The following is a 23,519-nucleotide window of genomic DNA, read 5'->3' on the forward strand; positions in this document are numbered from 1 at the left end:
TCGTAATTAAATCTGTTTTAAAAATCCGACCGAAGGTGCAAAAAAGCAGAACCCATATCGGCTTGAGTAAAATCAAGCCAGTGGTCGTAACAATCACCTTCGCCTAAACGGCTTTTAAGTATTTTTTCGAACGCGGTTCCTGTACATGCACATGTAATTGATAACATTCCCTGCTCATACACATCGCCATAAGGCATGCTTTGATTTAATAGTAGCGGTTGCCCGTCTTCATCTTTTAGCTCACTACGCGAAGCATGGCTGGTTTCGATCGCGGGGGTAATTAGTGTGTTATCAAGGCGCGTACGACCCATTATTTGCTCTTGCTCACTTAATGATAAATGCTGCCACACAGTTAAGTCATGCTTATAACGTTGTACATGAATATAACTTCCTTGATCTTCAAAGCTACCCGGTTTATTTATTAGTGCCGTCGCACGCTTTTTTCTACCATGAGCAGAATCGCCACCATAAATAAAGCCATTAAAGTCTCGTCCATCTAAAAAGCGAAAATTACGAACCTGCTCTACCAGCTCTACATCAGGAGCAAATAACTTTAATACTTGCAGGGCAAATAAATGGTTAACGTCTTCACGGTCAGAGCGAATTTGCACAAACAAATCACACGGTTGCACGCTCATTTGGTGATCGCTGTGATTTATATTAGGAAAGCTCTGTAATTCGCTTGGAATGTACTCAGGAAGGATATGTGGCCAATATTGCGCACCAATAGCGACCATACAAGAGAGCATTGACTCTGAAAACTGATCGCTAAATTCTTCTTCAATAGCGCTTACTTGCTTTAGTTTTACGCGTAACGATTCATCTTGACCATCAAACACATTAAAAAATAAGTGCAAACCGTGTAAGTTTGCTTCAGCACAAATCCCTGATTGCGCTTGCGCCATTGTTATTCCTTAGTTTTATAGATAAAAACACAGCGAATAACAAATTAATTATGATTCGAAAAAGTTCACCGTGTGAGGTTTTATTTTTATTATAACCTGCTCATTTTTTTCAAATGATTGGTCATATTGTGCAGCAACTTCAACTTCTTGCTCAGCAATAACGACTGTGTAAACATACGCTGAACCAATAAAGCGACTACTTAATATTGTAGCTCGTTCACAGTGTCTGTCACATAGATTATCACTTACCAATTCAATCTGGTGAGGACGAACATATATTTTCCCTACACTCGCTCTATGCTCATGTCCAATATATGATTTAACTAAGCCAAACGGTGTATTATATTCAGTTGTCGTTAATACTTCTGCCTCTAAGTATATGCCTTGACCCAGAAACTCTGCAACCTCCTTTGAGCTTGGGGCTGCAAAAAGCTGTTCTGGCGTGCCTTGTTGCGCAATTTTACCGCGATGCATAATGGCAAGTGTATCGGAAAAGGCAAATGCCTCTTCTTTTGAGTGCGTAACAAATACAGCAGAGACTTGTGTTGCCTTAATAATTCGACGTATATCGGCGATTAGCTCAAAGCGTACTTGTGTATCAATGTTTGAAAAAGGCTCATCAAGCAATAACAAACTAGGTTTATAAGCTAATGCGCGAGCAATCGCTACGCGTTGCTGCTGACCACCCGATAACTGATGAGGAAATCTATCGGCACAGCCAATTAAATGCACAAGCTTAAGCATTTCATCAACACGATGCTGCTTTTGGGCTTTGCTCATTTTACTAAGCCCAAATGCGATATTATTTGCCACCGTCAAATGCGGAAACAATGCATAATCTTGAAACATCATGCCAATGTTGCGATGCTCAGGTGAGACAAATGATTGCTCATTACTCACTAATTTACCGTCTATAAAAATAGACCCTTGCTTGGCTTCAATTAAACCTGCAATGGCTTTTAATGTGGTTGTTTTACCGCAACCACTTGCACCGAGCAGACAAACAATTTCATCTTTGCCCACTGTTAAATCTAAATCGTGAATAACCTTTGTGCCGTTATAGTGATAGCTCACGCCTTGTAAAATCAAACTACTCATTTAACTACGCTGCTCCATAGAACGATTAATAAAATACAAAGGAATAAACCCGACAATAACAATAAATAATGCCGAAATTGAAGCAAGCTCTAACTGCTCGTCACTCACATACTGAAATACATGAGTTGCTAAGCTTTCAAAATTAAACGGTCTGAGCAATAACGCCGCAGGTAGCTCTTTCATGCACTCAATAAACACCAGTAATGCCGCCGTAAGTAGTCCACGGCGTAATAAAGGTAGATGTATTAAACGCAATGTTTGCCCTTGGCTTTTACCCATTGATTGACTTGCCATATCGAGTGATGGGCTAATGCGTAAAAAACTCGATTCTATCGCTCCGTGTGCGATGGCATAAAACCTAACAATGTAAGCAATAATAATAGTAAGAATACTGCCTGTAAGCAGTAAACCTATATCTAAATTATATGGTTCGAGCGCTTCATTGATGGTGTTTTCTAATAATGTAAGTGGTAATAAAACAGCAATAGCGAGCACTGTACCAGGCAATGCATAGCCCGTACTGGCTAAACGCCCAGGAATAAGCGGATACGTTTGCTTTGCAACACGCTGATAAAAAACCACAAAAATACTCAACGTAATGGTTATTACACTCACTATCCCTGCTACTTTTAAACTTTGCCAAGCATAGCTAAAAAACTCAATGTTCCACGCTTTATCAAAGTAGGTAATTGCGTAGTTTACGAGTACTGCAATGGGAATTAAAAAAGCGATAAGTAAAATAAAGCCACAAAATGCAGTTGCTAGCCAAGCCGACTTTCCTTTTAATACATAGAGAGATTCGCTATTTACACTTGATTGGCGCTCAAATACCGCTTGGTTACGGCGGCTAAAGCGCTCTGCCATTAATGCCAAAAATAAAAGTAAGAGCATTACACCCGATATTTTAGCGGCCGCTGTAAGCGAATAATAACCAAACCATGTGTCATATACGGCGGTCGTTAATGTGCTCACGGCAAAATAGCTGACGGTTGCAAAGTCAGCCATAGTTTCCATACTAATGAGTGCAAGAGCCGCAACAATTGCGCCGCGAGAGAGCACTAAACTTACTTTAAAAAAACTTTGTTTAGGAGATAGCCCCATTAATTGACTAGCTTGTACTAATTTGAATGACTGTTCGCGAAGGGCTGTTTTAAAAATTAAAAATAAATACGGGTAAAGTACCAAGGCAATCATAACGATAGCGCCAGGTAGTGTACGTATATCAAAAAACCAATAGTCACTAGGTGATTGCCAGCCAAACCATTTTCTAAGTGCTATTTGCACAGGGCCCGCATAGTCTAATAAATCAGTGTATACATAGGCAATAATATAGGTAGGCATAGCAAGGGGCAGCATAAGTGCCCATTCAAACTGCTTTTTACCAGGAAAACTACAGTAAGCAGTAAGCCAACCGAGTGGCAGCGCAATAGCACAGCTAAGCACACAAACGCCTAAAACCAGCAACACAGTATTAGTAATGTAATCCCAAAGCACTGTATCCCAAAGATGAGAAAACACCTCAGAGTTACCTTGCAGAGATTCAAAAAGAAGAAAAAACAACGGGGCCGACAGAATCAAACCCGTCGACCACGCAAAGAGCTGCCATTTAGACAGCTTAAATTTATAAGTCATTAAAGATCGAACTTCACCTCATCAATCAGCTTAAGCGCTAACGGACGATATTTACTGATCTCATCGAGTGGCAAGCTGTCTTCCTTAAAGCTCCCCCAAGACGCAACCAAACTGGATAATTGCACACCTGGCTTAACTGGATACTCCATATTTAGTGAGGCATACATGTTTTGTGCTTTATTGTCGGTCATATACTCTATGAGTTTCAAGGCATTTTCAGGATTTTTAGCGAACTTAGTAATAACCGCACCCGATACATTTATGTGCGAGCCACGATTAATTTGGTTCGGGAAATTAATATTTACCGCTTCCGCCCAACCTTTTTGTTCTTTATCTTGCAACATTTTTCCAAGGTAATAACTATTACCTAACGCTAAATTGCACAAACCTTCTTTAACAGCTTTAACTTGAGCACGGTCGTTACCTTGGGGTTTGCGCGCTAAATTAGCTTTAACGCCTTCAAGCCATGTTTTAGTATCAGCCTTACCATGGTGAGCTATCATTGATGCAACAAGCCCCAAATTATAAGGATGCTTACCCGAACGAGTGCAAATTTGACCTTTATATTTAGGATCAGCCAACTCTTCATAAGTTAGGTTTGGTAACGCACCTACTCGCTCTTTTGATGAATAAACATTACGCACACGCTTTGTTAGCGCAACCCACTGGCCTTCGCCATCACGAAATGCTGCAGGCACATTATTATTTACGCTGTCACTTTTAATAGTTTGCGTTAACTTTAAATCTTCTAATTGAATAAGTGCACTAAAGTTAGAAGTTAGTACTAAGTCGGCTTTGCTATGTTTTCCCTCGCGCTTAACACGTTCAATTAATCCTTTTTTAGCAAAAACAACATTCGTTTGGATGCCGGTTTGTTTTGTAAAATCATCCAAAATTGGCTGTATTAAAAACGGTTGGCGAAAAGAGTAAATATTAACGACGTCGTTTGCAAAGGCTGGCGCCGATACTATTAATCCTAAAGTGATAGCGAGTGTCTTCATTATTCCACCTAAATAACAATTATTATCAAATAATTCTACCGTGAACAGTTAAAAAGTGCACACCTTAAATAGCTGTAAGTAGGTAAAAGGTGTCTAAAACAGAAATGTCATGTAAGACATCTCTCACGGATGTGACAGCTAATGAGTAAAAAGCAACATATAAAACAAGCATTAATTAAATAACCAATTGAAAATAAAGAATTAATAAACTTTAGCTATTGCATAAATACTAATTAAATATAGTTTCAGCCCTATTTAAGTTGCTCCATTCACCTATAATTTACTCATCAACCAAGCAGTGATGCTTATCGATTAAATACAAGCAAATTATTTATTCGACCAACCAATGATTAGGTTACCAAGGAAATACGGATTTTAGGACAGGCTCAGGATGAGTAACACAATGGAATGTTGTAAAAATGGATAGCATCAGGAAGGTGCGAAAGGGATAACAACAAGGGTTTAAGTTGTTTGACAGGATGTTTAAGGAATAGATGGACAGGCCTTTTAGGCAACACAATGGATTGATTAATACACGGATGCACTAGGAAGTGCAATGGAAGGATTTGGTAATAGTATTTACCTTACAGGATGTTCAGGAATTAAAGGAGACAGGCCCGGATAGCCTAGATTACATAGAACTAAAAAGTAATATTGTAATAACATGGATTAGTAAAAATTGGAGTTGATTAAGTTCAATTGCAGGATGCAGAAAATTAGAAGATTCCGCAAGCGCGCCTAGAGATAGAGCGCGCTTTTCTTTGCATAGGTAATTAAGTCAAACATATTAATAATAGAGGAAATAGCAATCTCATCAGCTTCAGAGCACAACTTATATGAAGGAACATAAATAGTTTATGGATATAAATTTTAAATCGAGTAAAAACGTCTCCACACTTAATAGCCCAGTAAATAGCAAAGCAGAGTATATTTGTATTTTTACGGCTCCTACCCCAAAAGAAAATCCTTATTCTGCTTTGTTTAATCCAGAAGGATACGATTTTTCTAACATGTCTATGAGTGAGTTTAAAACGATACTCAACGTTATTATTCAATTAGAAAGTGATATAAGAACAACCCAAAGAGGCGAGACCGCCCGTGATGACGAATTTAGTTATCAATTAAATAAGTTAGCAAATGCAATAGGCCGCACAAATTTTAATGGTAAAGTTAATATTAATAAGTATTTTTTAAAAGAGTAGAAGAAGCAAAAAAATGGAAAGCAGTGACTTCCATTCATTTAGTCAAGTGCATACAAGTATGAATCAACTATATGAAACAGTTGTAAAGTTAACATCTGAAGAAAATTTTACAGCACTTCAAAATAAAGCGATAGCTTACTTAGAATACACGAGCAAACAATCGGCTTAAGTTAGCTCTGATCAGGCTCAGGCCTGCCTTTATTACGTTTACCTAATAAATACGCATCGCGAAACTTTATAAAATGTTGCTCAAGCTTTGTTGATGCATCCATTTCGCCAGCAAGGGCTAACACCATAATAGCCACTTCAGCAGTGCCTAGTTGATGCGCATGAGGGGCTACACGTAATCGGTAATCAGATAGTTTATCAGCAGTAACAGAAAGTACAGGCAGGTTATCTAAATAGGGACTTTTACGAATCATTTTCTTTGCTTCGCGCCACGTACCATCTAAAAATATAAATAGCGGCTTTTTACCTAATTCAATACTAACTTCGGTAATAGCTCTGCCCTCTTCTACATCTTCAGCGGGAAACACGACCATTGGCTGATACTGCGAATCATTTATTAAAGCTAAAAGCGCTGAGTTAGGATCTGTTCTGTCCCATCTAAAAGCGTGATTATCAGGTACTATTTCAGCAATTAAACGTCCGGTATTTGAAGGTTTAAAGCTTTCATTATGGTACATCAATAAACAGACTGCAGCCGTACAATCAGCCTGTTCAACACCTTTACAAATACAGTAGTGCTTAGCTATTAAGCATTGCTCACAGCGATCTAATTTACCGCCTCGAGCATTAAACTCTCGACGGGATTCACTTATTTGTTGAGCGCGTAATGCTAAAACTGAGTTTTTCACTGTATTTACCTTCAATTAATTAAGCGCGCATTGTAACGACTTCTTGTTATTTAATCTTATATTTATAGCCATACCAACCTGCATAAATCTTTGATCAATTTAACGAATTAAATTGAACTATTACGTCGTTAAAATTTTTTTATTTAGAACAACTAGATACAAAAAATTTTGCCTAGTTCTAGCGTAATTTTCTTAACGTTAAATAGACCCCATATATAAGCAGATTGGTATCATTGAATTAATTCAACATCTCTCAAATTTAAAATCAGACATAAAAAAACCCAACCTAAGTTGGGTTTTTCAAACAAATGCTAAAGAGTTAAATTACTTCTTTTTAACTGCTTTTTTGTTTGGTAGGTCAGTGATCGAACCTTCAAAAATTTCAGCTGCAAGGCCGATTGATTCGTTCAATGTTGGGTGAGCATGAATTGTAAGCGCTAAGTCTTCACCATCTGCACCCATTTCAATACCTAAACCGATTTCGCCAAGCATTTCGCCCGCGTTAATACCGATCATAGCACCACCGATTATACGGCCACTTTCTTTATCAAAGATAAGTTTAGTAGAACCTTCAGTACGAGCAGATGCAATTGCACGACCAGATGCTGCCCACGGGAATACCGCAGTTTCAACTTTTAAGCCTTGCTCTTTTGCTTCTTTCTCAGTAACACCTACCCAAGCGATTTCTGGGTCAGTATACGCTATTGAAGGAATACATTTAGGGTCGAAGAAATGCTTCTGACCAGAAATAACTTCTGCAGCAACATGACCTTCATGAACCGCTTTATGCGCAAGCATAGGCTGGCCAACTAAGTCACCAATTGCAAAAATATGGCTTACATTAGTACGTAATTGCTTATCAACATTAATAAAGCCACGCTCATCAACGTTTACGCCCGCTTTTTCAGCATCAAGTAAGTTACCGTTTGGAGTACGGCCAACTGCAACAAGTACTTTGTCGTAACGTACAGGTTCTGCTGGTGCGTTTTTACCTTCAAACGTTACGTATAAGCCGTCTTCTTTAGCTTCAACACCAACAACTTTAGTTGAAAGCATTACGTTGAATTTTTTGCTTACGTATTTTTGGTAAATTTTGATGATGTCTTTATCAGCTGCTGGTACTAATTGATCAGCAAATTCTACAACATCAATTGCAGAACCTAGCGCACGGTATACCGTACCCATTTCAAGACCGATAATACCACCACCAAGTACAAGTAGCTTTTCTGGTACATCTTTAAGCTCTAGCGCGCCAGTTGAATCAATTACACGGTCATCTTGTGGGATGAAAGGTAAGTTAACTGGTTTAGAACCGGCTGCAATAATCGCGTTATCAAACGTGATAGTTGTAGCGCCGTCTGCGCCTTCAACTACTAAAGTATTGCTGCCAGTGAATTTGCCGTATCCAGATACAACTTTCACTTTACGCATTTTGGCCATGCCTTCTAGTCCACCAGTTAACTGGCCAACTACAGAATCTTTCCAAGTACGAACTTGGTCAAGATCGATTTTTGGTGCGCCAAAAGTAACACCGTGAGATGACATTTCAGCTGCGTCATCAATCACTTTAGCTACGTGTAAAAGTGCTTTAGAAGGAATACAACCAACATTAAGACATACGCCACCTAATGTTTCGCGAGATTCTACTAATGTAACTTCTAAGCCCAAGTCAGCAGCACGGAAAGCCGCAGAATAACCACCAGGACCACCGCCTAGTACAACAACTTGAGTTTTTAATTCGTTGCTCATGCTTTTACCTTAATTGTTTGAACGGGACACTGCCCTAAAATTTAACTGCCATGTTTCTGCAAGGCAGAAAGAGTGAGCAGCGCACAAAGTGATGCAATTCGTACAAAGATTGTATCATTGCAAATGGTAAAAATCCCAGCTAAAAACAACTGGCTGGGATTTGATTCTATTTATTTTATTGCGTATACCAATTTTTCTAAACTGGTTACATCACCAACTGGCGAATATCGCTCATGTAACTTGCAAGAGTCACAGTAAAGCGTGCAGCTAATGCTCCGTCAATAACCCTATGGTCGTATGACATAGACAGCGGAACCATTAGTTTAGGTTCAAACTCTTTACCATTCCATTTAGGTTTCATTTCAGATTTAGATACACCTAAAATAGCAACCTCTGGCGCATTAACAATCGGCGTAAATGCCGTACCGCCAATACCGCCAAGGCTAGAGATAGTAAAACAGCCACCTTGCATATCAGACGATGTAAGCTTACCGTCACGGGCTTTAACAGATACTTCCATTAGTTCACGTGATAATTCAATAATGCCTTTTTTATCAACATCTTTAAACACTGGCACTACTAAACCATTTGGCGTATCAACAGCAACACCAATGTTAATGTACTTCTTAAGAATTAAACTTTCGCCATCGTTAGACAGTGAAGAGTTAAATGTTGGGAAGTCTGCAAGTGCTTTAGCCGCTGCTTTCATCACAAACACAAGAGGTGTGATTTTAACACCCAGCTTTTTCTTCTCGCTAAGTGCATTTTGCTCTTTACGAAATACTTCAAGACTGGTGATATCAGCTTCGTCAAACTGTGTAACGTGTGGGATTTGTACCCAGTTACGGTGTAAGTTTTTGCCTGATAGCTTTTGAATGCGAGATAGTTTTTCTCTTCAATTTCACCAAACTTAGCAAAATCTACTTTAGGCCATGGAATTAGACCAAGCTCGCTGCCACCAGCATTACTACCAGCTGATAATTGACCAGATTCAACTTGCTTAACCAGTGTTTTAACATAGTTTTGCACGTCTTCTTTAACCACACGGTTTTTACGACCAGTGCCTTTAACGTTAGCTAGGTTAATACCAAACTCACGCGCTAAACGGCGAACAACAGGTGATGCATGAGCATACGCACTGTTTTCTGTGAAGCTTTCATTACTTGCTTTTGCAGGTGCTGCTTGAGCGGGAGCCGATTCAGTTTTAGCCGCTGCTGCAGGTGCTGATTTTTCAACTGGTGCAGATGCTGCTACTGGCGCGCTGCCTGCAACTTCAAATACAAAAATTAATGAGCCAGTCGATACTTTATCGCCAGCGGCTACTTTAATTTCTTTAACCGTACCTGCAAATGGAGCGGGTACTTCCATTGCGGCTTTGTCGCCTTCAACGTTTAAGATTGATTGATCTTCTTCAACCGTATCGCCAACTGCAACCATAATTTCAGTTACTTCAACTTCATCGCCACCAATATCAGGTACATTTACTTCTTTAGTACTTGGTGCTGCGTTTGCTGTGGAGCTAGCTGCTGGCGCTTCTACAGGAGCCGACTCTTTAGCCGGTGCTGCAGATTCACTTCCTGCTACTTCAAAAACAAACACTAACGAGCCTGTTTTAACTGTATCGCCAGCGGCTACTTTAATTTCTTTAACCGTTCCAGCAAATGGTGCTGGCACTTCCATTGCAGCCTTGTCGCCTTCAACGTTTAAGATAGATTGCTCTTCTTCAACGGTATCGCCAACAGCAACCATGATGTCAGTTACTTCAACTTCGTCATCGCCAATATCTGGTACGGTTACTTCTTTAGTCGAAGAACCTGTAGAAGCAGCAGGTGCTGCCTCTTCAGATTTAGCTGGAGCAGCGGCTGATGCATTAGTCGAGCCAGTGCCTTCACTCTCGCCTTCAAACAAAAACACTAAAGAGCCCGTTGTAACGGTGTCACCAACGTTTACTTTAATCTCTTTCACTGTACCCGCTTGCGAAGCAGGTATTTCCATTGATGCTTTGTCGCCTTCAACATTTAATAGTGATTGGTCCACATCTACTTTGTCGCCAACGCTTACTAATATTTCGGTTACTTCTACTTCGTCGTCACCAATATCAGGTACTTTAATTTCAATACTCATTGCAAACCTCTTATGCGTACAGTGGGTTAAGTTTGTTAGTGTCGATGTTGAACTTTTTAAGTGCTTCAACAACTACTGACTTCTCAACTTCACCGCGTTTAGCAAGTTCAGATAACGTAGCAACAACAACGTAGCCCGCGTTAACTTCAAAGTGACGACGTAGGTTTTCGCGGCTATCAGAACGACCGTAACCATCTGTACCTAACACTTTGTAGTTGCTGCTTGGAATGAATGAACGCGCTTGTTCTGCGTAGTTTTTCATGTAATCCGTTGCTGCAACAGTCACAGAGTCGTTTAATACGCTTGTGATGAATGCTGTTTTTTGCTCGCCTTCAGGATTAAGCATGTTGAAACGTTCAACATCTTGACCTTCACGCGTTAATTCGTTGAAAGACGTTACAGAGAACACGTCAGACGCAATGCCATACTCTTCGCTTAGAATCGTAGCGGCTTTACGCACTTCAGTCATAATAGTACCTGAGCTTAATAGCTGTACGTTGGCTTTTTTACCTTCGTAACTTTCAAGCTTGTAAATACCTTTACGAATACCTTCTTCAGCGCCTTCTGGCATAGCTGGCTGATGGTAGTTTTCGTTCATAAGCGTTAGGTAGTAGTAAATATTTTCTTGGTCATCACCGTACATACGACGAATACCGTCTTGTACAATAACAGCTACTTCAAACGCGTAAGTTGGGTCATAAGAAATACAGTTAGGAACCGTATTAGCAAGAATATGACTGTGACCATCTTCGTGTTGCAAGCCTTCACCATTGAGCGTTGTACGACCCGCAGTAGCACCTAATAAGAAACCACGTGCTTGTTGATCGCCCGCCATCCATGCCATGTCACCAACGCGTTGGAAACCAAACATAGAGTAGTAAATGTAGAATGGGATCATTGGTAAATCGTTAGTGCTGTATGAAGTTGCAGCAGCAACCCATGACGACATTGCACCTAACTCATTAATACCTTCTTGAAGCACTTGCCCTGATACAGTTTCTTTGTAGTAAGAAACAATATCACGATCCTGTGGCGTATAGTTTTGGCCATGCGGATTGTAAATACCAATTTGACGGAATAAACCTTCCATACCAAATGTACGCGCTTCATCGGCAATAATTGGTACGATGTTTTTACCAATGCCTTTATCTTTTAATAAGATATTAAGTGCACGAACAAAGCCCATAGTGGTAGAAATATCACGTTTTTGCTCTTCAAGTAGCGGCTTAAATGCTTCTACTTCTGGCAACGCTAATTTTTCACTAAAACGTGGTATACGCTTAGGTGTATAACCTTTAAGTTCATCACGGCGTGCATGTAGGTATTTATACTCAGGAGAACCTTCTTCAAGCTCTAGGTAAGGAAGTTCTTTTAACTGTTCTTCAGATACTAAATCGTCAAGACCAAGGCGTGAACGTAAATGTGCAACATGCGACATGTCCATTTTTTTCACTTGGTGCGCAATGTTTTTACCTTCAGCTGCTTCACCCATGCCGTAACCTTTTACAGTTTTAGCAAGAATTACAGTTGGACGGCCTTTAGTGTCTTCTGCTTTTTTAAATGCAGCAAATAATTTTGATGACTCATGACCACCACGCTTAAGCGCGAAAATTTCATCATCTGTCATGTCAGCAACAAGTGCTGCTGTTTCTGGGTAACGACCAAAGAAGTTTTCACGTACGTACGCGCCATCTTTAGCTTTATATGTTTGGTAATCGCCATCAACAGTTTCGTTCATTAACTGTAGTAATTTACCCGTTGTATCTTTAGCTAGAAGAATATCCCAGCCGCTGCCCCACACTAGTTTAATTACGTTCCAGCCAGCGCCTTTAAACAAGCCTTCTAGCTCTTGAATAATTTTACCATTACCCATAACTGGGCCGTCTAAACGCTGTAAGTTACAGTTAACTAAGTAACACAGGTTATCTAGTTTTTCACGTGCAGCAAAAGAAATAGCACCGCGTGATTCTGGCTCATCCATTTCACCATCACCTAAAAACGCGTATACACGTTGGTTTTTAGTGTCTTTTAAGCCACGACCATCTAAGTATTTTAAGAAGCGAGCTTGGTAAATTGATGAAATAGGACCTAAGCCCATTGATACCGTAGGGAACTGCCAAAATTCAGGCATTAACTTAGGATGTGGGTACGATGGTAAGCCTTCACCATCAACTTCTTGGCGGAAGTTATCTAGCTGTGCAGCCGATAAACGACCTTCAACAAACGCACGTGCATAAATACCAGGAGAAATATGACCTTGGTAATAAACTAAGTCACCACCGTCTACATCATTTGGCGCTTTAAAGAAGTGGTTAAAACACACTTCATAAAATGCAGCAGATGATTGGTAAGACGCCATATGGCCGCCTAAGTCGAGATCTTTTTTAGATGCACGTAGAACGATCATAATCGCGTTCCAACGTATAATTGAACGAATACGACGCTCAAGATTTACATCACCCGGGTAAGCAGGTTCTTGATCTACAGGAATAGTATTAACGTAGTTCGTGGTAATACCCGTTGGCATATCAACGCCATCTAAACGGGCTTGCTCTAATACTTGCTCAAGTAAAAACTGAGCTCGTTCAACACCTTCTTCGCGCACAACTGATTCAAGAGCTTGTAACCACTCTTGTGTTTCTAGCGCGTCTACGTCAATTTTATTGACTTCAGACATATGGAGGTTTCCTTATGTTTAAAATACGAATATTGTTAATTTAATATCACAGCTACTTAATTTGTGTGTTCAAAGTAGTTATGTACTAACTTAATTTTGTTTAGTGCGTCTTAAACTACGTTCAATTCGCGAATGTTCTTTGCCTGCTTCAAGTAGTGCTTCTTCAATAAACGCTAAGTGCGCATTACTTGCTAAACGGGCTTGTTCTGGATTACCGTCAATAACGGCATCCATTAATAAACGCCTGTGCTCGGCTAACTGACTGCTAATATCTGACTTTTTTAATAAAACAGTTAAATTTTGCAGTACATTTTGCTCAAGCAGCGCTTTCATACCTCTAACTAAATGCAATAACACGACATTATGCGAAGCTTCAGCCACACTAAAGTGAAATGCATTAATTGCTTTTGCTTTTTGCTGTAAATCATCATTAACTAAGGCAATTTCATCAAAGCTTTGCTTTACTTTGCTAAAATCGTTGCTGGTCCCGCGCAGTGCTGCGTAGTAAGCAGCAATCCCTTCTAATGCATGACGAAATTCAAGTAAATCAAACTGCGACTCAGGGTGTTTACTAATCAAATCAAAAAGTGGATCAGTAAGCCCTTCTTCGAGCTGATTTTTTACAAACGTGCCGCCACCTTGGCGACGCGTAACTAAACCTTTCGCTTCTAACTTTTGAATTGCCTCTCGTAGTGACGGGCGAGACACTTCAAATTGCTTTGCTAGTTCACGCTCTGGTGGCAACTTTTCACCTGGTGCTAACGAGCCTTCAAGAATCATGTTCTCAAGTTGCTGTAAAATAACATCAGATAATTTTGCTGCTTTAATCTTTAAAGACATGAATCAACGTCCGCGTTGTATAAATACCAAAAGCCCACAAAACGGGGCTTTAAGTCGTATGATTTACCCAAAAGGTAAATTGGTCATACCAAAAATTTTCAATACGGTATCAAAAAGCCTAATAGCTGTCAATTTACAGTGTGTTTATACGTTGGCAGTAGCGTAACGCATTTTGAACGAAGATTAAACAATGCGCAATTTACAAAAATTGTTATAACGTTAATAGGATGAAAACAATTGGTCTGACCAGATGAATTTAGAATATTAGCTCTATTTTATTGTGTTTAAAAATTGCAGGAAGAGATTAAAGCACCTTACATTGCATAAGGTACTTTATTAAAAAGGTATTAACTTAAGACAGCCCACCAAATAATGTAAGTAGTGCTATAAGTACTAAGTAAAATAATACATTGCGCTTAACAAGCTTAATCATACAAGTGGCTTCGTAGGTACAGCCGTAATAACGCTTTTCAACTTGCTCCGCAGCCAGTGCAGTACATGTTACGACTTCTCGGTTTGGAGATTTAAAGTTAAGTACGTAACGTAGCCAACAGCTCGTGCCTTTATTAAAGTTACCTATTACTAAATAACCAAAGCTGGTAATACGTGCAGGTAACCAGTCGAGCCAAAACAATAGTTTATGTATAAGCTTAAAACGCTTAGCAAATATTACCTTATGATCTTCTCGTACTAAATCAGCTAAAGTACGTACTAATGCATATAAAACCGCACCTGGCGCGCCTAAAACAACAAACCAAAAAATAACCGCACAATAAAATCTAAAGTTTACCCACGCCAATGTTTGCCCAAAAGTCTCGCCACCATCTTGATCATCGGTACGCTTTTGACCTATTTGCAGTGCATATAAAGATGCTGCAGTACCATCGTCGCGCGTTAACGCATTTAAATACGATTTGTATAAAGCACGCTGCTTAGCACAACCAAAGCACACTAAAAGTACCGCGATATTAATACCCAACTGCCACAATACAAAATCTGACAAACAATAAACTAGCGCTATAGCTATAACAGGGAGTGCAAGCCAAACAAAAAACCCCGGTGTTGAGCTAAATAAGCCCTTATCACCAAGTAATTTATTAGAGCGATTTAAATAACCATTTGCGTAATAACTTATTTGCCAATAATTAGACCTAGCACCTAGACGCTCAAGTATTAGTGCAATTATTATAGAAACCAAAATCATTGTAGTTACTCTCTTAGCTTGATTGCTCAAGCATATTTAAAAACAATTGCCAATTAAAGCTACTACCTGGGTCGGTTTTTCGCCCTGGAGCAATATCGCAGTGCCCCACAATACGTGAAGGCGTTATTTTTGGATAGCGTTGCATTATTGACTTGCTCAAAACAGCTAACGCATTATATTGCATTAAAGTATAAGGAGTGGTGTCAGTTCCTTCAAGCTCAATACCAATGCTAAAATTGTTACACGCCGCATGCCCTTCAAATTCAGATAAGCCGGCGTGCCATGCGCGCTTATTAAATGGCACGTATTGTAAAACATTCCCGGTGCGCTTAATAAAGCAATGGGCAGATACACGTAAATTCTTTAAGTCACTAAAACTCGGATGAGCATTACAGTTAATGCTACCCATAAATAACTCATCAACGAAAGGTGTACCAAACTGCCCTGCTGGCAATGATATATTGTGAATCACCAATAAAGAAATATCAGCCTCATCAGGGCGCTCATCAAAGTGCGAACAAGGCCGCTGCACTACCGTACTTAAAACACCACTTAAATCTATTTTCATGATACGTTTGCTATATAAATATCAAGATATACATATCGCTGATGCTAAAGGATTTATTAAAACAATGATAGTAACAAGCGAGGTGTAAAACCTTACCTACAACATACACCAAACCGTAGGTGCGAATTTACGCCCGCTTATTTAACGTAGCTTGGGTGTTTAAAAAGCGAGGTGTAAAACCTCACCTACAACATACAGCAAACCGTAGGTGCGAATTTACGTCCGCTCATGTAACGGAGCTTGGGTTTTAAAAAGCAAGGTGTAAAACCTCACCTACAACATACACCAAACCGTAGGTGCGAATTTACGTTCGCTCATGTAACGTAGCTTGGGTTTTAAAAAGCGAGGTGTAAAACCTCACCTACAACATACATCAAACCGTAGGTGCGAATTTACGTCCGCTCATGTAACGTAACTTCTGAAATTAAAAGCGAGGTATAAAACCCTACCTACAACATACACCAAACCGTAGGTGCGAATTTACGTCCGCTCATGTAACGGAGCTTTGGTATTTAAAAAGCGAGGTGTAAAACCTCACCTACAAATAATTTAAACCCACACGTAGGTGCGAATTTATTTCGCGCTCATGTAAAGTAGCTTCTGAAATTAAAAGCGAGGTGTAAAACCTCACCTACAACATACGACAAACCGTAGGTGCGAATTTACGCCCGCTCATGTAACGTAGCTTGGGTGTTTAAAAAGCGAGGTGTAAAACCTCACCTACAACATACACCAAACCGTAGGTGCAAATTTACTTTGCGCTCATGTAACTTGGCTTGGGTGTTTAAAAAGCGAGGTGTGAAACCTCACCTACAAATAATTTAAACCCACACGTAGGTGCGAATTTATTTCGCGCTCATGTAACGTAACTTTTTAAATTAAAAGCGAGGTGTAAAACCTCACCTACAACATACACCAAACCGTAGGTGCAAATTCACTTCGCGCGCTTATCTTTATATCGGAACAAAGCCAATCGCTTCTCTTTCATCTACAAACATAGTAAAATTTTCTTAATTTATTAACGCTTATGAGCTTTGCTATGTCTATTTCGCACACCTTAATTAGTCAACTTGTTACTCTTGCACTCGACGAAGATTTAAATTACCAAACCGCGCAAGATGGCGATATTACCGCACAACTGATCCCACTAAACGAGCAAGCAAATGCCAAAGTAATAACGCGCGAAGACTGCGTTTTTGCGGAAAAGACATCATCCTTGAAGTATTTAAACAAGTAGACCCGACTGTAAAAGTAGCCGTACTCGTAAATGATGGCGACGTAATTAAAGCAAACAGCACATTATTTACAGCCACTGGTTCAGCACGTTCAATATTAACTGCCGAGCGTACTGCACTTAACTTTGTGCAAACCTTATCAGGTACAGCGACTACTACAGCGCATTATGTAAAAGAGTTAAGCGGTACCACTACACAACTACTCGACACTCGCAAAACAATACCAGGGCTTCGCGCATTACAAAAATACGCAGTAAAATGTGGCGGTGGTGCAAATCATCGTATTGGCTTATTTGATGCGTTCTTAATTAAAGAAAACCATATAGCAGCCTGTGGCACAATTGATAAAGCAGTGGCTCAAGCAAAACTGAACCATCCTAATAAGTCAGTTGAAGTCGAAGTTGAATCACTTCATGAGCTAAATCAAGCTATTCACGCTGGCGCTGATATTATAATGCTTGATAACTTTAGCATTGAGCAAATTAAGCAGGCAGTTACATTAACGCATAAACGCGCCAAACTTGAGGTCTCTGGTAATATGACGCTAGAAACACTCAAAGCCTATTCTCAAGCGGGTGTTGACTTTATATCAAGTGGTGCGCTTACAAAAAATTTACAATCAATCGATTTATCAATGCGTTTTGAATAAAAAACACGCTAAAAAAGGTTTAAGCATAGCTAATTCATTGACATTTTAAATAATTGAGCATTTAATAGTGAAAAAGGACTACTCTTTAATATTTTGTTAAATAAAGTACCTTTAACATTAAATACGTATGCTAAATAACAATAAACAGTGCTAGACTCGCACTGTTGTATCAACTTATTTTATAAGTTCAGCCAAAATAGTTACTTGGCAATTTAGTTTAAAAACTAAATACACTAAATTATTTTATCAAGTGTCTAGTATTCATTGCTAACGTATAATTTGATTGATACAACGTAGTAGCACACAATGAATTTATAGCTTTTGTGGTCAACACTCAAAAGTTAACGTGAAATAAAGTTTTTTTAAGTAAAACTGTAAACTAAATCAGCTAAATTAAGTTAGGCAATTTTGCTGCTTATATGATTTAACCTACAAAAATCTATCCTTTAGGAGAGGAAACATGAAAACAATGACTCAAAAACAACAGGGTTTCACCCTAATTGAATTAATGATCGTAGTAGCAATCATCGGTATTCTTGCTGCAATTGCATTGCCTCAATATCAAGATTATACCCAAAGAACTAAAGTTAGCTCGGCGCTAGCTGGAGTAGCTTCATTTAAAACTGCAGTAGCTCTTTGTAGCCAGATGAATGGCAGCTTAAGTGACTGTGATGGTGGTTCTGAAGACATCCCAGCAAACATTGCAGCTGACGATGGTGCAACAATCAACTTTGTTGATGCAGTTACTACTACTGATGGTGTTATTTTATTAACCACTACAGCTACAAATAGTGCCGGTGCAAATATGGTACTAACAATTACACCTACAGTTGGTAATGGTAGTCTAAAATGGGTTATGACGGGAACTGGTTGCTCTGCAACAACTTCTGGTCGTGGTATAAACTGTGATGTAAACTAACTTAAGCAAAATGGGTAGCTGTATATACTGCTACCCCTTAAGTGACTGAAGGCCTGAAAAGTGTCTAAAAAAATAAAAACGATGATTTAAATACTTTCCAATGGATAGGAGTTAGTACTAGAGGAAAGCGCTTAGAAGGTGAAATCGCTGGTATCAGTATTGCCTTAGTAAAAGCTCAACTTCGTAAGCAAGGTATTACTCCCTCAAAAGTAAAACGTAAACCAAAACCTTTATTTGGCGTACACACTCAAAAAATAACACCTAAAGATATCGCCTTGGTTACTCGCCAAATTGCCACTATGTTAATGGCTGGCGTACCCTTAATTCAATCTATTGAAATGATAGCTTCTGGCTCAACAAATAAAAGCGTTACCAAGCTTATCTCAGCTGTAGGCGATGATGTAAAAGCTGGTCAGCCTTTGTCTTTATCACTTAGAAAATATCCACGTTATTTTGATGACTTATATTGTGATTTAGTTGAATCTGGCGAGCAGTCAGGAGCACTTGATAAAATATTTGATCGCATAGCTATTTATAAAGAAAAATCAGAAGCGCTTAAATCAAAAATTAAAAAAGCAATGTTTTACCCTATTGCTGTCTTAGTCATTGCCCTTATAGTGACCTCAATTTTGCTTATTTTCGTAGTGCCACAATTTCAGGACATTTTTGCAGGGTTTGGGGCTGAACTCCCTGCATTTACATTATTTGTAATTGGTATTTCTGACTTTATGCAAGCTTATTGGTGGATGATTCTGATTGCGATAGTGGTTTTTGGCTGGACTTTTAAAGAGGCTAAATTAAGAAGCCTAAAGCTCAGGGATGCAACCGACAGAGCCATACTTAAGCTCCCTGTTATTGGCATGATTTTAAACAAAGCAGCTGTGGCACGTTACGCGCGAACACTTTCGACCACATTTGCTGCCGGTGTTCCATTAGTTGATGCACTTGATTCAGCAGCAGGTGCTTCGGGCAATGCAGTGTACCGTTATGCTATTTTAGATATTAAAGCAGAGGTTAGCTCAGGTAACCAAATGAACTGGGCAATGAGAAACTCAAAAATCTTCCCTGACATGGTAATCCAAATGGTTGCTATCGGTGAAGAATCTGGCTCGCTCGATGGTATGCTGGCCAAAGTAGCCACTATTTATGAGCAAGAAGTAGATGATGCAGTTGATGGCTTATCTAGCTTACTAGAGCCATTAATTATGGCTGTATTAGGTGTACTTGTTGGTGGTTTAATTGTTGCTATGTACCTCCCTATTTTCCAACTTGGTTCTGTTATTTAATTATTTGGTTTTTTATATGCAAATTATTATAGAAGTAATGCAAAGCCAATTGTGGTTTTACTTAACCACCATTGGCTTAGTTAGTTTATGTGTAGGTAGCTTTTTAAATGTGGTCATTTACCGGCTACCGTTAATGATGCAAAAAGAATGGCAAAGTGAGTGTAGAATACTGTTAGAAGACGAGCTTAAAAATAGTAAAGCAATAAATAACGAGCAATTTAATTTAGTAAAGCCAAACTCAACCTGCCCAAAGTGCAAAACGGCTATTAAACCTTGGCAAAATATTCCTGTTATTAGCTGGTTATTTTTAAAAGGAAAATGTGCAAGTTGTAATAACCCTATATCAATACGCTATCCTGCAGTCGAAGCCATTACAGCAATATTAAGCTTATTTATTGCTTATACTATGGGCGCAAATGAACAAGCTTTACTGTATATATTGATTACTTGGGCATTAGTTGCACTAACCTTTATTGATATAGACCATATGCTATTACCCGATCAACTTACATTACCACTAGTATGGCTTGCTTTAATAGCGTCAATAATGGGCTATACCGTAGCGCCGAGCGATGCAATTATGGGGGCGGTTTTTGGTTATTTGAGCCTATGGAGTGTATTTTGGCTATTTAAGTTACTAACGGGTAAAGAAGGTATGGGCTATGGCGACTTTAAATTACTCGCTGTATTTGGTGCATTACTTGGTTGGCAATCACTACTTAGCATTATATTACTTTCAAGTGTTGTTGGCGCTGTTATTGGCATTGTATTACTCAGTATTCAAGGAAAAGACAAAGCAACCCCGATACCATTTGGTCCTTACCTTGCCATTGCAGGCTGGATCACTATGCTATGGGGCACTGAATTACAAAACATTTATTTTAATTTAATTGGTTATTAAAATGAGTGAGCAAATAACTAAACTCTCTAGCAATAAAAAAAACAATTGGGTTTTGGGTTTAACAGGTGGTATTGGCTGCGGAAAAACAGCTGTTAGTGACATGTTTGAGAAACTTGATATAACCATTGTTGATGCGGATATTATTGCTCGCCAAGTAGTTGAGCCCAAGAGCTGCGGTTTAAATGCAATAATAACGCACTTTGGCAATACGTTATTACTTAGCGATGGCACGCTAAACAGAAGTGCCTTACGAGAGCGCATTTTTACTAACGATGCAGATAAACAGTGGCTAAATAACTTGCTGCATCCTCTTATTCGCAAAAAAATAGTCGCTGATTTAAATGCCGCTAATAGTGCTTACGTGGTTTTAGTTGCCCCGTTATTATTTGAAAATGGTCTCGATAAGTACTGTAACCGAACCCTACTCATTGACGTGCCTAAAAATGTCCAAGTCGAGCGCACACTTAAGCGTGATAATGTGAGCCTTGAACAAGTAAATAGTATTATTGCAACACAAATGTCTCGTGAAAATAAACGTAAAAAAGCAGATGATATTTTAAATAATGATAGGGATTTAGCGTTAGTCAAATTATCACTTCGGTCTCTACATACTCGTTATATGCAATTAGCATTAAAAAATGCGAGTTAGATAACACGAACTCTGGATAATAAATCTATCTTAAGCTGTTACTTTCAGCGCTAACTGCGTTGAAATATCTAGCTAGAGAAAACTAAATTTAAATATTATTATGGTTCAATATGTTAGTAAATCCCTTAATCAGAGTTCAGGTTAAGTAATTTAAAACAATAAGATAATTTATAAAACAATATTTAGTTAGCAAAACTAGTCCATCTGATGAAGAGTAATATAATCTCCTTGTTTTTTCTGATAAATTGCTAATCATTAACGAATTAAGCAGGTGCGCAATGAATATTAACTCACCGTTACTAAGAAAATTTATTACCCTTGGCCGTATTGATGCAGATACCGTTAAAGTAAAACAACGAGATTTTTCCTCAACCGCCGAGCTTATTGCCAAATGTGGAAACATCGATAGCAAAGACTTAGCTGAGCAATGTATTGATTTATTTCGCGTACCTTATTTCGATTTAAAAGACTTTGAACCTGCAAGGATCCCAGCCGAACTTGTAAAAGAAAAGTTGATCCGTAAACACCATATTTTACCCTTGGTGCAAAAAGGTAGAAAAGTATACATAGCCGCGTCTGATCCGACCGATTATGGTGCGTTTGAAAACTATGAATTTAGTACCGGCTTATCCTGTGAAATAGTAGTAGTTGACTACATTGAACTTGATAAAAAAATTGACCAATTGCTTGATGCAACTGGTAGCTTAAATTTAAGCGATGACGAATTTAAAGAATTTGCTGACTTAGATAGTGAAAACACTAAAGAAGCCACCCCAAAAGATGATGAAAAAGATGATGCACCTATCATTGTTTACATCAATAAAATCCTAATGGATGCCATTAAAAAAGGGGCCTCTGATTTACACTTTGAACCTTATGAGCATAAGTACCGCATCCGTTTTCGTATTGATGGTATTTTACATGAGGTAGCCAGCCCACCTAATACCTTAGCAACAAAACTTTCTGCACGAATAAAAGTAATGTCACGCCTAGATATTGCCGAAAAACGGAAACCACAAGATGGTCGTATAAAGCTAAAAATTACTGAACGTAAAAGTATCGATTTTCGTGTAAGTACAATGCCGACCCTGTGGGGGAAAAAATAGTAATGCGTATTCTTGATTCATCAAGCGCAATGCTAGGTATTGATGTATTAGGCTACGAGCCGGAGCAGAAAAAACTCTATATGGATGCGCTTGCTCAGCCTCAAGGGATGATTTTAGTTACAGGACCTACGGGCTCGGGTAAAACAGTATCACTTTACACTGGTTTAAATATACTTAATCAACCAGAGCGTAATATTAGTACCGCAGAGGATCCTGTCGAAATTAATCTCGAAGGTATAAACCAAGTACAAATTAATATTAAAGCCGATATGACCTTTGCAAATGCATTACGTGCATTTTTACGCCAAGACCCTGATGTCGTCATGGTAGGTGAAATACGTGACTTAGAAACCGCAGAAATATCAATAAAAGCGGCGCAAACAGGTCACTTAGTACTATCAACTCTGCATACTAATTCAGCACCTGAAACGATAACTCGGTTATTAAATATGGGCGTACCAGCTTATAACGTAGCAAGTTCAATTAGTTTGATTATAGCCCAGCGCTTGGCTCGACGTTTATGCCCTAAATGTAAAACACCGGAAATATTACCAAACGAAGAACTTACCCGCCAAGGTTTTAGCGAGCAACAAATTAGTGAAATGACCCTCTATGCACCTAAAGGATGTGATAATTGCACTGATGGTTATAAGGGTCGTGTCGGTATTTATGAAGTAATGCAAATAACACCAGAGATAGCACAAATTATAATGCGTGGCGGTAATTCATTAGAAATAGCAGAAGTATCACTTAAAGCAGGATTTAATAACTTGCGATTATCAGGTATTCGTAAAGCGGCTGATGGAATGACCTCGCTTGCTGAAATTAATCGAGTAACAAGTTTTTAAAGATCCATAGTTAAAAGCGACAAGGTTCTGAACACTAAATTCAGAGCCTTACTTATACCTAGAGACTCA

General features: G+C 39.0%; 14 protein-coding genes and 4 pseudogenes. 7 read left to right on the forward strand and 11 right to left on the reverse strand.

Going from position 1 to position 23,519, the window contains the following annotated elements; genetic code table 11:
• Positions 1 to 6 precede the first annotated feature (6 nt).
• From P4S71_RS06465 to P4S71_RS06480, 4 genes and pseudogenes are all read right to left on the reverse strand, one after another.
• A pseudogene (locus P4S71_RS06465) lies at positions 7 to 905 on the reverse strand (Dyp-type peroxidase).
• 48 nt (positions 906 to 953) lie between these two features.
• A complete protein-coding gene (locus P4S71_RS06470) occupies positions 954 to 2,003 on the reverse strand; it encodes an ABC transporter ATP-binding protein (RefSeq protein WP_033038668.1) in 1,050 nt (349 codons plus the stop codon).
• Positions 2,004 to 3,635, reverse strand: a complete 1,632-nt coding sequence (locus P4S71_RS06475) for an ABC transporter permease (RefSeq protein ID WP_033023849.1) — start codon at positions 3,633 to 3,635, stop codon at positions 2,004 to 2,006. It lies immediately after the preceding gene.
• Positions 3,635 to 4,639 (reverse strand): extracellular solute-binding protein, encoded by a 1,005-nt coding sequence (locus P4S71_RS06480; RefSeq protein ID WP_033015947.1) that lies wholly within the window; start codon positions 4,637 to 4,639, stop codon positions 3,635 to 3,637. Before P4S71_RS06480 ends, P4S71_RS06475 begins: the two co-directional genes overlap by 1 nt.
• 854 nt (positions 4,640 to 5,493) lie before the next feature.
• Here P4S71_RS06480 and P4S71_RS06485 point away from each other — a divergent pair.
• Positions 5,494 to 5,838: a hypothetical protein gene (locus P4S71_RS06485; RefSeq protein ID WP_337150332.1), complete on the forward strand. Its 345-nt coding sequence runs from the start codon at positions 5,494 to 5,496 to the stop codon at positions 5,836 to 5,838.
• Between the two features lie 170 nt (positions 5,839 to 6,008).
• Here the strand turns inward: P4S71_RS06485 and P4S71_RS06490 are convergent, their stop codons facing one another.
• The 7 genes and pseudogenes from P4S71_RS06490 to ampD all read right to left on the reverse strand — a co-directional run bounded on the left by P4S71_RS06490 (position 6,009) and on the right by ampD (position 15,857).
• The gene (locus P4S71_RS06490) at positions 6,009 to 6,695 is read right to left on the reverse strand and encodes a tRNA-uridine aminocarboxypropyltransferase (RefSeq protein WP_337150333.1); all 687 of its coding nucleotides are present in this window, start codon (positions 6,693 to 6,695) and stop codon (positions 6,009 to 6,011) included.
• Between the two features lie 324 nt (positions 6,696 to 7,019).
• Positions 7,020 to 8,444 (reverse strand): dihydrolipoyl dehydrogenase, encoded by a 1,425-nt coding sequence (gene lpdA, locus P4S71_RS06495; RefSeq protein WP_007378726.1) that lies wholly within the window; start codon positions 8,442 to 8,444, stop codon positions 7,020 to 7,022.
• Between the two features lie 205 nt (positions 8,445 to 8,649).
• Positions 8,650 to 10,568, reverse strand: a pseudogene (gene aceF, locus P4S71_RS06500) (pyruvate dehydrogenase complex dihydrolipoyllysine-residue acetyltransferase).
• Between the two features lie 10 nt (positions 10,569 to 10,578).
• Complete coding sequence (aceE, locus tag P4S71_RS06505) at positions 10,579 to 13,245, reverse strand: pyruvate dehydrogenase (acetyl-transferring), homodimeric type (RefSeq protein ID WP_337150334.1); 2,667 nt, start codon at positions 13,243 to 13,245, stop codon at positions 10,579 to 10,581.
• Positions 13,246 to 13,335: 90 nt separating this feature from the next.
• Entirely contained in the window at positions 13,336 to 14,085 is a 750-nt protein-coding gene (pdhR, locus tag P4S71_RS06510; RefSeq protein ID WP_337150335.1) for a pyruvate dehydrogenase complex transcriptional repressor PdhR, read from the reverse strand.
• Positions 14,086 to 14,437: 352 nt separating this feature from the next.
• The gene (gene ampE, locus P4S71_RS06515) at positions 14,438 to 15,289 is read right to left on the reverse strand and encodes a beta-lactamase regulator AmpE (protein WP_033031936.1); all 852 of its coding nucleotides are present in this window, start codon (positions 15,287 to 15,289) and stop codon (positions 14,438 to 14,440) included.
• Between the two features lie 13 nt (positions 15,290 to 15,302).
• Positions 15,303 to 15,857 (reverse strand): 1,6-anhydro-N-acetylmuramyl-L-alanine amidase AmpD, encoded by a 555-nt coding sequence (gene ampD, locus P4S71_RS06520; protein ID WP_008136808.1) that lies wholly within the window; start codon positions 15,855 to 15,857, stop codon positions 15,303 to 15,305.
• Between the two features lie 1,039 nt (positions 15,858 to 16,896).
• Between ampD and nadC the strand changes: the two are divergent.
• The 6 genes and pseudogenes from nadC to pilB all read left to right on the forward strand — a co-directional run bounded on the left by nadC (position 16,897) and on the right by pilB (position 23,450).
• Positions 16,897 to 17,741: pseudogene (gene nadC, locus P4S71_RS06525) on the forward strand (carboxylating nicotinate-nucleotide diphosphorylase).
• A gap of 460 nt (positions 17,742 to 18,201) precedes the next feature.
• Positions 18,202 to 18,660 (forward strand): pilin, encoded by a 459-nt coding sequence (locus P4S71_RS06530; protein ID WP_337150336.1) that lies wholly within the window; start codon positions 18,202 to 18,204, stop codon positions 18,658 to 18,660.
• Positions 18,661 to 18,764: 104 nt separating this feature from the next.
• Entirely contained in the window at positions 18,765 to 19,946 is a 1,182-nt protein-coding gene (locus P4S71_RS06535) for a type II secretion system F family protein (RefSeq protein ID WP_337151601.1), read from the forward strand.
• Positions 19,947 to 19,962: 16 nt separating this feature from the next.
• Positions 19,963 to 20,847 carry a prepilin peptidase gene (locus P4S71_RS06540; RefSeq protein ID WP_337150337.1) on the forward strand — a complete coding sequence of 295 codons (885 nt, stop codon included), beginning with the start codon at positions 19,963 to 19,965 and terminating at the stop codon, positions 20,845 to 20,847.
• A 1-nt stretch (position 20,848) separates the two neighbouring features.
• Positions 20,849 to 21,496, forward strand: a complete 648-nt coding sequence (gene coaE, locus P4S71_RS06545; protein WP_337150338.1) for a dephospho-CoA kinase — start codon at positions 20,849 to 20,851, stop codon at positions 21,494 to 21,496.
• 278 nt (positions 21,497 to 21,774) lie between these two features.
• Positions 21,775 to 23,450, forward strand: a pseudogene (pilB, locus tag P4S71_RS06550) (type IV-A pilus assembly ATPase PilB).
• Positions 23,451 to 23,519 lie beyond the last annotated feature (69 nt).

The organism is Pseudoalteromonas sp. B62, assembly GCF_037162565.1.
GTDB classification, from domain to species: Bacteria; Pseudomonadota; Gammaproteobacteria; order Enterobacterales; family Alteromonadaceae; genus Pseudoalteromonas; species Pseudoalteromonas fuliginea.